The sequence below is a fragment of the Hylemonella gracilis ATCC 19624 genome (assembly GCF_000211835.1).
GTDB lineage: Bacteria > Pseudomonadota > Gammaproteobacteria > Burkholderiales > Burkholderiaceae_C > Hylemonella > Hylemonella gracilis.
On the sequence record NZ_AEGR01000110.1, the window covers coordinates 1 to 9,343 of the forward strand.

10 protein-coding genes are annotated in these 9,343 nt (G+C 64.6%); 9 read left to right on the forward strand and 1 reads right to left on the reverse strand.

Annotated elements, in window-relative coordinates; genetic code table 11:
* A partial coding sequence (locus tag HGR_RS16530; protein ID WP_039853932.1) for an asparaginase domain-containing protein occupies positions 1-499 on the reverse strand: 499 nt, incomplete at its 3' end.
* Between the two features lie 72 nt (positions 500-571).
* Between HGR_RS16530 and lexA the strand changes: the two genes are divergently transcribed.
* From lexA to HGR_RS16570, 9 genes are all read left to right on the forward strand, one after another.
* Positions 572-1,264: a transcriptional repressor LexA gene (gene lexA, locus HGR_RS16535; RefSeq protein ID WP_006299549.1), complete on the forward strand. Its 693-nt coding sequence runs from the start codon at positions 572-574 to the stop codon at positions 1,262-1,264.
* 10 nt (positions 1,265-1,274) lie between these two features.
* Positions 1,275-1,511 carry a hypothetical protein gene (locus HGR_RS17450; RefSeq protein WP_138922579.1) on the forward strand — a complete coding sequence of 79 codons (237 nt, stop codon included), beginning with the start codon at positions 1,275-1,277 and terminating at the stop codon, positions 1,509-1,511.
* Between the two features lie 118 nt (positions 1,512-1,629).
* Positions 1,630-2,655 (forward strand): D-2-hydroxyacid dehydrogenase family protein, encoded by a 1,026-nt coding sequence (locus HGR_RS16540; RefSeq protein ID WP_006299551.1) that lies wholly within the window; start codon positions 1,630-1,632, stop codon positions 2,653-2,655.
* A 63-nt stretch (positions 2,656-2,718) separates the two neighbouring features.
* Positions 2,719-4,260: a 3-hydroxyacyl-CoA dehydrogenase gene (locus HGR_RS16545; protein ID WP_081463576.1), complete on the forward strand. Its 1,542-nt coding sequence runs from the start codon at positions 2,719-2,721 to the stop codon at positions 4,258-4,260.
* 34 nt (positions 4,261-4,294) lie between these two features.
* Complete coding sequence (locus HGR_RS16550) at positions 4,295-5,074, forward strand: oxepin-CoA hydrolase, alternative type (protein ID WP_006299553.1); 780 nt, start codon at positions 4,295-4,297, stop codon at positions 5,072-5,074.
* Between the two features lie 98 nt (positions 5,075-5,172).
* Positions 5,173-5,904, forward strand: a complete 732-nt coding sequence (locus HGR_RS16555) for a Crp/Fnr family transcriptional regulator (RefSeq protein WP_006299554.1) — start codon at positions 5,173-5,175, stop codon at positions 5,902-5,904.
* 51 nt (positions 5,905-5,955) lie between these two features.
* Entirely contained in the window at positions 5,956-7,089 is a 1,134-nt protein-coding gene (locus HGR_RS16560) for a phosphotransferase (RefSeq protein ID WP_006299555.1), read from the forward strand.
* A 44-nt stretch (positions 7,090-7,133) separates the two neighbouring features.
* A complete protein-coding gene (locus tag HGR_RS16565) occupies positions 7,134-8,435 on the forward strand; it encodes an acyl-CoA dehydrogenase family protein (protein WP_006299556.1) in 1,302 nt (433 codons plus the stop codon).
* A 95-nt stretch (positions 8,436-8,530) separates the two neighbouring features.
* A complete protein-coding gene (locus HGR_RS16570; RefSeq protein ID WP_006299557.1) occupies positions 8,531-9,241 on the forward strand; it encodes a glutathione binding-like protein in 711 nt (236 codons plus the stop codon).
* Positions 9,242-9,343 lie beyond the last annotated feature (102 nt).

Sequence of the window (9,343 nt, forward strand, 5' to 3'; positions counted from 1 at the left end):
CGCCCCCCGCCAGCACGCCCTGCGCCCGCGGGTCGACCAGCACCTGCAGGGCATCCCGCAGATTGCCCGGACCGTCAGCGTCCGGCGCATCGGCGGGCCGCATCGCGCAGGTGAGAACGACCGGCTTACGGTGCGCACGCAACAAGGGCCCCAGCCCCAGGTGCAGGAGCCAGGCGGTTTCCTCCAGCGTGTCCGTGCCATGGGTGATGAGGACCCCGCGCACCTCGGCCTGTTCAAGCCAGTAGCGGCACCGGCGCAACAAGGCTTGCCAGACTGGCACGTCCATGTCCTTGCTGTCGATCTGGGCGACCTGCTCGCTTTCGATCGAGAGCCCGGTCAGCGCGGCGGGAATGGTCAGGCCGACCAACAGGTCCTCGATCGGCTTCTGGCCCGCCACATAAGCCCCAGCGCCCCTTTCTGGCGTGGAAAGCCCGGCAATCGTGCCTCCTGTGCCGAGAACCACGATTTTTTGCGCCTTGTCGGAAGTTTTTGCTTGCATTCTCTGAAAAACTGTTGAAAAATACAGTTACTGGATATGAAGACAGTTGGATAGCAATACAGGAGCCCCACCATGGACTTGCCGCAAGACGCCCCTCCCGCCAAGCTCACGGCCCGCCAACAGCAGATTCTGGACCTGATCCAGAGCGCGATTGCCAACACGGGCGCACCTCCTACTCGCGCGGAAATCGCCACCGAGCTCGGGTTCAAATCCGCCAACGCGGCGGAAGAGCATTTGCAGGCGCTGGCGCGCAAAGGCGTGATCGAACTGGTCAGCGGCACTTCGCGTGGCATCCGGCTCAAAGGCAAGGCACTGCGCGCCACCCTGTCGTCGTCCTTGTCCAGTATCGGTGAAAAAGTGGCCACGGGCGTGGCGCAACTGGCCCTGCCGTTGGTCGGCCGGGTGGCCGCCGGTTCGCCCATCCTGGCCCAGGAGCATGTGGACCAGACCTACTACGTCGAGAGCTCGCTATTCCAGCGCAAGCCGGACTACCTGCTCAAAGTGCGCGGCATGTCCATGCGTGATGCCGGCATCATGGACGGCGACTTGTTGGCCGTGCAGACCGCGAAAGAAGCAAAGAACGGTCAGATCGTGGTGGCACGCCTGGGCGAGGAGGTCACGGTGAAGCGGTACCGCCGCAACAAGGATGTGGTGGAGCTGCTGCCCGAGAACCCGGACTACCAGCCCATCGTGGTCGAGCCCGGTGACGCTTTTGAAATCGAGGGTCTGGCCGTGGGCCTGATCCGTAACACCATGCTGATGTGAGGTTCACACCATGTCCGCGATGACTTTGCCCTCTCCCCGGCTCTTTTCCCTCGGCGGCGTATCGTCCCTCAGGGCGCCTCTGCATGCGGCAAGCCGCCCGTCGGTGCGCGTGGTGCGCGCCCGGTCCAGCATGCTGTCGAATGACCCCTCGTCCATCGCTCAGCGCATGGTCATTTCGGGCCGCATGGCGGAGGTCTGTGCCGAACTGGAACGCATGACCGCGGGCCTTGCGACGCAGCATCGCTGACCTTCGTGGCGCCTGTGCGGTCCATGCTGACCGCCTCTCAGTCGCCCACGCCGGGCTCAAGCCCTGACCGTCACGCGCAAGACGGACGAGGTCAAGTGCCGCATGCACAATAAGGTGCATGAACACCGTGATACTGGACGACTACCAAGATGTTGTCCGCCACCTTCAATGCGCCGACAAATTGGCGGGGCTGCCTTGGAAGGTCTACAACAACACCGTCAAGGGGCTCGGGCAACTCGCCATCCGTTTGCGTGACGCCGAGGCGCTGGTGCTCATCCGTGAGCGCACCGCCATCAACCGCGCCCTGCTGGACAAACTCCCCAAGCTGAAGTTCATCAGCCAGACCGGGCGCATGGGCTCCCACATCGACCTGGCAGCCTGCACAGAACGGGGGATTGCCGTGGCCGAGGGGTCGGGCAGCCCGATTGCACCGGCCGAACTGACTTGGGCGCTGGTGATGGCCGCGACACGGAGGCTGCCGCATTACATCGGCAACCTGAAGCAAGGCATTTGGCAAAGAACGGGGTTTGACAAAGCCGTGGGAGCCACGGAAGCGCAAACCGGCTGGCCACCCGCCTTCGGCCTGGGTGTGGCCTTGCGCGGCAGGACATTGGGACTCTGGGGCTACGGCAAGATTGGTCAAATGGTGGCGGGTTATGGACGGGCCTTTGGCATGCGCGTGCTGGTCTGGGGCAGCGAGGCCTCACGACAGCAAGCCGTGCTGGACGGGTTAGAAGCCGCCGCCAGCCGCGAGGATTTTTTCTCGGCCAGTGACGTGTTGAGTTTGCACTTGCGCCTGAACGAGGCCACGCGCGGCCTCGTGACCGCGCAGGACCTGGCCCGCATGCAGCCCACGGCCGTGCTGGTCAACACCTCGCGTGCGGAGCTGATCGAACCCGACGCCCTGCCGCACGCGTTGCGCCAGGGCCGTCCTGGCCTGGCGGCAATCGACGTGTTTGAATCCGAGCCCATCGCAAGCGATCATCCCTTGCTCGGACTGGGCAACTGCATATGCACACCCCACATCGGCTACGTCGAACGGGACAACTACGAGCAGTACTTTGGGGCGGCCTTTGACAACCTGCTCAACTACCTCAAAGGCCAGCCCAGCCATGTCGTGAATCCCGAGGCCTTGGCCCGCTGACCTGTCCGATGCGACACGCGGCGGTCCAATTGGGTACCTGAGCAGGCTCCGATAATCCTCGACATGAGTACATCACCCACGGATTCCTTGCCGGTCTTCCCCCGCGTCGCGCTGGTCGGCGTTGGTGCCATGGGCCGTGGCATAGCGCAGATCGCCGCCCAGGCGGGCTCTGCCGTCACCCTGTACGACACCCGCCCCGAAGCCGTCGCCAGCGCCGTGCGATCCATCGGCGAGCAGTGGGACCGGCAAGTCGCCAAGGGCAAACTCACGGCGGAGGCCGCCAGCGCCTTCAAGGCCCGGCTGCGGGCTGCCACGCAACTCGACGACTTGGCGGACTGCGAGCTGGTCATTGAGGCCGTGGTCGAAAACCTCGAGGTCAAGCAAAAGCTCTTCGTGGCGCTGGAAGCCGTGGTTACGACGCAGACGGTGCTCGCCACCAACACGTCGTCCCTGTCAGTCACGGCGATCGCCGCGGCGCTGCGGCACCCGCAGCGGCTGGCGGGCTACCATTTTTTCAACCCCGTGCCTCTGATGAGGGTGGTCGAGGTCATCCCGGGCCTGAGAACGGATCACGCCGTCTGCAAGCAACTCGCAGCCTATGCACGCCAAATGGGTCACCAGCCCGTGCAGGCGCAGGACACACCGGGCTTCATCGTCAACCACGCCGGCCGCGCCTACGGGACCGAGGCCTTGCGCATCGTCAGCGAGGGCGTGGCCGATTACGCGACCATCGACCGCATCCTGCGCGATCAAGTCGGCTTCAAGCTCGGCCCCTTCGAGCTGATGGATTTGACTGCTCTGGACGTGTCGCACCCGGTGATGGAGTCCATCTACCGCCAGTATTACGAGGAAGCGCGCTACCGCCCCAGCGTCATCACGGCCCAGCGCTTGGCGGGAGGCTTGCTGGGTCGCAAAACCGGTGAAGGTTTTTACCGCTATCGGGAGGACCAGGCTGAGCTGCCCCCCGAACCGGCCGTCCCACAATTGGCGGAGCTGCCACCCGTCTGGGTGTCCTCACGCGCCGCGCGCCGCGCCGAGCTGTACCAGTTGCTGAAAGACCTGGGCGCGAAGATCGAAACCGGCCAAACGCCTTCATCCACGGCGCTCACGCTGGTCGCGCCGCTGGGCCATGACGTGACCACCGTGGCCGTGGTCGAACGCCTGGACCCGGCGCGCACCATCGGCATTGACCTGCTGGTCGAAGACGCGGCGACCCGGCGCCGCGTGCTGGCCACCAACCCGGCCACCCGGCGTGACATGCGAGACGCCGCGCACGCGCTGTTCGCACGCGACGGCAAAGCCGTCAGCGTGATCCGCGACAGCGGCGGCTTTGTCACGCAGCGCGTGGTCGCTGGCATCGTGAACGTGGCGGCGGACATCTGCCAGCAGCGCATCTGCACGCCAGCCGACCTGGAAACCGCGGTCACTCTTGGCCTGGGCTATCCGCTGGGGCCCTTAGCCATGGGAGACCGGTACGGCCCCACCAATGTGCTGGAAGTGCTGTTCAATCTGCAGACGGTGTACGGCGACCCGCGCTACCGTCCCAGTCCTTGGCTGCGTCGACGAGGCGCCATCGGTCTGTCCTTGTTGCACGAAGAAGAATGAAAACGCCCCACGAGTCACATCGAACGAAGCAACCATGAGCGCGCAACTCAAAAGCAGCAGTCAGGGACAGACCATGGTGCTGACCCTCTCCAACCCGAGCCAGCGCAATGCGCTGGGCCCGGCCATCTACGCCGCCGGCATCGAGGCGCTGAACGTCGCTGAGAGCAACCCGGACATCCACAGCGTCATCTTGACCGGCGAAGGTGCGATGTTTTGCGCGGGGGGAGATCTGAACCGCCTTCACGCCAACCGACAAGAAGTTCCAGCGGTGCAAGCGCAGAGCATCGATCAGTTGCACAGCTTCATTGAAGCCATTCGCACCTTCCCCAAGCCGGTCATCGCTGCGGTCGAGGGCGCTGCGGCGGGTGCGGGGTTTTCGCTGGCATTGGCCTGCGACTTCATCGTCGCGGCCAGCGACGCGGTCTTTGTGATGTCTTATGGCCAAGTCGGCCTCTCGCCCGATGGCGGCGCCAGCTGGCACCTCACGCAGGCCTTGCCCAGGCAACTGGCGAGCGAACTGTTGCTCGGGGCGGAGCGCATCCATGCCTCGCGTCTGCATGTGCTGGGTTTGGTCAACCGCGTCAGCGAGCCCGGACATGCCCTGGACACCGCTCAGGCGCTAGCGGAGCAACTGAACGCCAAAGCCCCGAATGCGCTCGCCAGTGGTAAGGAGCTGTTGGAGACGGCTGCCCGCAACAGCCTGCACGCACAGCTGGCGGAAGAACGCGACCACTTCGTGCGCAATCTGCATCACCCGAACGCGGGGATCGGCATCGCCGCTTTCCTGGGCCGCCGCGCGCCCGAGTTTGAGTGAGGTGAGGATGCCAGCCCCGCACAACTGAGTCACCGACCGTCGCGCACAGGACAGGCCCCCAGCCCACCAACCCACACGAGTCACGCAGCGGACAGACCATGGACGAACCCAAACTTACCATCGAGGAACGGACCGCCATCAACGGGGGTCGCTGGTTTTCCTCACTCTCGCCCACCCTACGCCACGACATCCTTCGATGCGCCTACGTCATGCGTCACAAAGACGGCGAGCTGCTGGCCGCCCGCGGCGACCCGCCCGAGGACTGGATCGCCTGCGCCAAGGGGGCCATCCGCGTCAGCTCCACCACCCTGGCGGGCAAGCAGATCACCCTGGCTTATGTGGAGCCGGGGGTTTGGCTGGGCGACACGGCATTGTTCGACGGCGACCTGCGCACGCACGACGCGTATGCCCATGGCGACACCAGCACACTGCGCGTGGCCAAGGCGGATTTCCAAAAACTGCTGGACACGCATGCCGAGTTGTACGCCGCCCTGCTGCGCCTGCAGGCACGGCGCATTCGTTCACTCTACGGTTTGGTGGAGGATCTCAATACCCTGCCCCTGCGCGCGCGCCTGGCCAAGCAATTGCTGCACTTGGTGCGCAGCTACGGCACGCCATCGCTGCATGCGGCGAACGAGACACGCATCGGCCTGCACCTGGCGCAGGAAGAACTGGCGCAATTGCTGGGCGCGTCGCGCCAGCGCGTGAACCAGGAGCTCAAGGCGATGGAACGCGAGGATGCCATACGCATCGAACCCGGTGGCTTGGTGGTGCGCAGTCGCGAAGCCTTGATGCACATCGTCGAAGCGGAGCAGACCAAGGAACCCTAGGCGCTGCGGCCAGCCGGGCATGACGCACAGACCAAGACAAGCGAGGAGACCATGCCGACGACCGACACCGAACGCGACAACCCCTATGTCGGCACGCGGCCCGTGCCACCCACCCATGCCGTGGACACGGGGGCCCTGCAAGCCTGGCTCACGAAAAACCTACCGGGATTCAGTGGCCCGCTGACCGTGGAGTCCTTCAAAGGCGGTCAGTCCAACCCGACCTACAAGCTCATCACACCCACGCGCAGCTATGTGATGAGGGCCAAACCCGGGCCGGTCGCCAAGCTGCTGCCCTCGGCCCATGCCATCGAGCGCGAATACGCCGTGATGCGGGGCCTTGCTGGCACCGAGGTTCCGGTGCCGGACATGCTGGCCTTGTGCGAAGACGAAACCGTCATTGGCCGCGCCTTCTACATCATGGCCTTCATGCCGGGACGTGTGCTCTGGGACCAGTCCCTGCCCGGCATGGCCCCCGCGGATCGCCGTGCCATTTATTTGGAAATGAACCGAGTCATCGCGGCACTGCACAAGGTGGATTTCACGGCTCAGGGCCTTGCTGACTACGGCCGGCCAGGCGCCTATGTGGAGCGCCAGATCACGCGCTGGGGCAAGCAGTACCGCGCGTCATCGGACGGAGCGGGTGAGCTGTCCCAGCCGATCGAGGAGATGGAAAGACTGCTGGACTGGCTGCCCGCGCACCTACCCGCCAGCGCACGGAACGACAGCCTGGTCAGCATCGTGCATGGTGACTACCGGCTCGACAACCTGATGTTCGATGCGGTCGAACCCAAGGTCATCGCCGTGCTGGACTGGGAACTTTCCACCCTGGGCCACCCGCTCGCGGATTTTGCGTACCACTGCATGGCCTGGCACATCCCGCCAGGCGATTTCCGCGGGATCGGTGGCCTCGACCTCAAGACCCTGGGCATTCCACTCGAGGACGAGTACATCTCCCTTTACTGCGAGCGCACCGGCAACCATGGTGGACGGATCAGCCCCGCGACGCTGCGCGCAGACTGGAACTACTACCTGGCCTACAACCTGTTCCGGATCGCCGCCATCTTGCAAGGCATCGCCAAACGCGTCGAGAACGGCACGGCCGCCAGCGCGCAAGCGCGCAAGTCCGCCGCGGGCGCCCGGCCCATGGCTGCCCTGGCCTGGCAATTCGCGACACAACAGCGCTGACGCACCGCCCGACTCACCCGACACACGATCCCCAAGGAGACGCCATGGATTTCGACTACTCCCCCCGGACGCAAGCCTTGCGAGCGCGGCTGCAACGCTTCATGGAGGATCACATCTACCCCCATGAGCCGACCTACCACGCGGAGCTTGCCGCCCACACCGCGGCGGGCAAGCGCTGGACTCCCCTGCCCCTGATCGATCAACTCAAGGAGAAAGCCCGGGCCGAAGGACTATGGAACCTCTTTTTGCCTCGGGACAGCGCGGAAATCGCGGGCGTCAACGGCACCGACTGGGGCGGCGCGGGCCTCACCAACCAGGAGTACGCGCCGCTGGCCGAGATCATGGGGCGAGTGCCCTGGGCCTCCGAAGTCTTCAACTGCTCCGCACCCGACACCGGAAACATGGAGACCATCGCGCGCTATGGCAGCGCGGAACACCGGGCCCAATGGCTGAGGCCGCTGCTGGAAGGGAAGATCCGCTCCGCGTTCGCGATGACCGAGCCCGACGTGGCCTCCAGCGACGCGACCAACATCGCCACGCGCATCGAGCGCGCGCGCGGCCAGACGGGAGAAAACTATCTCATCAACGGTCGCAAGTGGTGGACCTCTGGCGCGGGCGACCCCCGCTGCGCCATCTACATCGTCATGGGCAAGACTGACCCGGAGGCGGCGCGCCACTCGCAACAGAGCATGGTGCTGGTGCCCGCAAACACGCCAGGCATCACCGTGATGCGCGCACTGACGGTCATGGGGTATGACGATGCCCCGCACGGGCACATGGAAGTGGACTTCAAAGACGTCCGTGTTCCTGCCTCCAACATATTGCTCGGCGAGGGACGGGGTTTCGAGATCGCGCAAGGGCGTCTGGGCCCAGGCCGCATCCACCACTGCATGCGGCTGATTGGCCAGGCGGAGCGCGCGCTCGAATACATGTGCCGGCGCGCCTCCACACGCGTGGCTTTCGGCAAACCCGTGGCCGCGCAGACGGTGACGCAAGAGAGAATTGCCGAGGCGCGCTGCCAGATCGACATGGCGCGCCTGCTCACGCTCAAGGCGGCCTGGATGATGGACACGGTGGGCAACAAGGTCGCCCAGACGGAGATTGCCATGATCAAGGTCGTGGCACCGAGCATGGCTTGCCAGGTGATCGACTGGGCGATGCAGGTCCATGGCGGTGGGGGACTCAGCCAGGATTTCCCACTCGCCTACAGTTGGGCGAACGCCCGCACCTTGCGCTTCGCCGACGGACCAGATGAAGTGCATCGCAATGCCATCGCCAAGTGGGAACTCGGCAAGTACGCGCCCGTCACCAAGGCCGTTGAGCCCCCGGTCACCCGAGGCTGCTGACGCAGACCGCGGAAACGAAGCACAATCGCGCAGTTCCTGCTTCGTGCAAGCCGCGCCGAGGCGCGGCTTGCGCTTTCTTCGACCTGGAGTTTTTCATGATCGACGTCTATTCCTGGCCCACGCCCAATGGCCACAAGGTTCACATCATGTTGGAAGAGTGCGGCCTGCGAGAGGGTCGCGATTGGCACGCACACCCCATCAACATCGGCGAAGGCGATCAATTCAAGCCTGAGTTCCTCAAGATCAGCCCCAACAACAAGATCCCGGCCCTGGTGGATAGCCAAGGACCGGACGGGCAGCCCATCAGTCTGTTCGAGTCGGGGGCGATCCTGCTCTACCTCGCGGGCAAGTTCGGAAAGTTCATGCCCACCGATGTCCGTGGCAAATACGAGGTGCTGCAATGGCTGATGTTTCAGATGGGGGGTGTGGGCCCCATGCTGGGCCAAGCTCACCACTTCCGGCTGTACGCGCCCGAAAAAATTGAGTACGCCATCAAGCGCTATACCAATGAAGCGCAGCGTCTCTATGGAGTGATCGACAAACGTCTCGCGCACAGCACCTGGCTGGGGGGCCCAGACTATTCGATCGCGGACATCGCGGTGTTTCCCTGGCTACGCGGTTGGCAAGGCCAAGGCATCACCTTGAGCGACTACCCCCACCTGGAAGCCTGGTTCAACAAAATCGCCGCCCGCCCGGCCGTGGAACGCGGTTTGGAAATCCTGGCGCATTTGCGTAAGACCAGTCCTGCTCCCAGCGCGAAGGAGCGAGAAGTGCTTTACGGCTCGACGCAGTACCAGCGCCGCTGAGCCATCAGACTCGCCCCGGCGTCATGTATGCGGGGCGATGCGAGTCGCGCGTGCTCGGCAGTTCGGCAGTTCGGCAGTTCGGCAGTTCGGCAGTTCGGCAGT

Coding starts and splice junctions, on each gene's coding strand:
- HGR_RS16550 (WP_006299553.1), top strand. CDS start 4,295: ATGAGCGCGCAACTCAAAAGCAGCAGTCAGGGACAGACCATGGTGCTG.
- HGR_RS16540 (WP_006299551.1), top strand. CDS start 1,630: ATGAACACCGTGATACTGGACGACTACCAAGATGTTGTCCGCCACCTT.
- lexA (WP_006299549.1), top strand. CDS start 572: ATGGACTTGCCGCAAGACGCCCCTCCCGCCAAGCTCACGGCCCGCCAA.
- HGR_RS17450 (WP_138922579.1), top strand. CDS start 1,275: ATGTCCGCGATGACTTTGCCCTCTCCCCGGCTCTTTTCCCTCGGCGGC.
- HGR_RS16570 (WP_006299557.1), top strand. CDS start 8,531: ATGATCGACGTCTATTCCTGGCCCACGCCCAATGGCCACAAGGTTCAC.
- HGR_RS16545 (WP_081463576.1), top strand. CDS start 2,719: ATGAGTACATCACCCACGGATTCCTTGCCGGTCTTCCCCCGCGTCGCG.
- HGR_RS16560 (WP_006299555.1), top strand. CDS start 5,956: ATGCCGACGACCGACACCGAACGCGACAACCCCTATGTCGGCACGCGG.
- HGR_RS16565 (WP_006299556.1), top strand. CDS start 7,134: ATGGATTTCGACTACTCCCCCCGGACGCAAGCCTTGCGAGCGCGGCTG.
- HGR_RS16555 (WP_006299554.1), top strand. CDS start 5,173: ATGGACGAACCCAAACTTACCATCGAGGAACGGACCGCCATCAACGGG.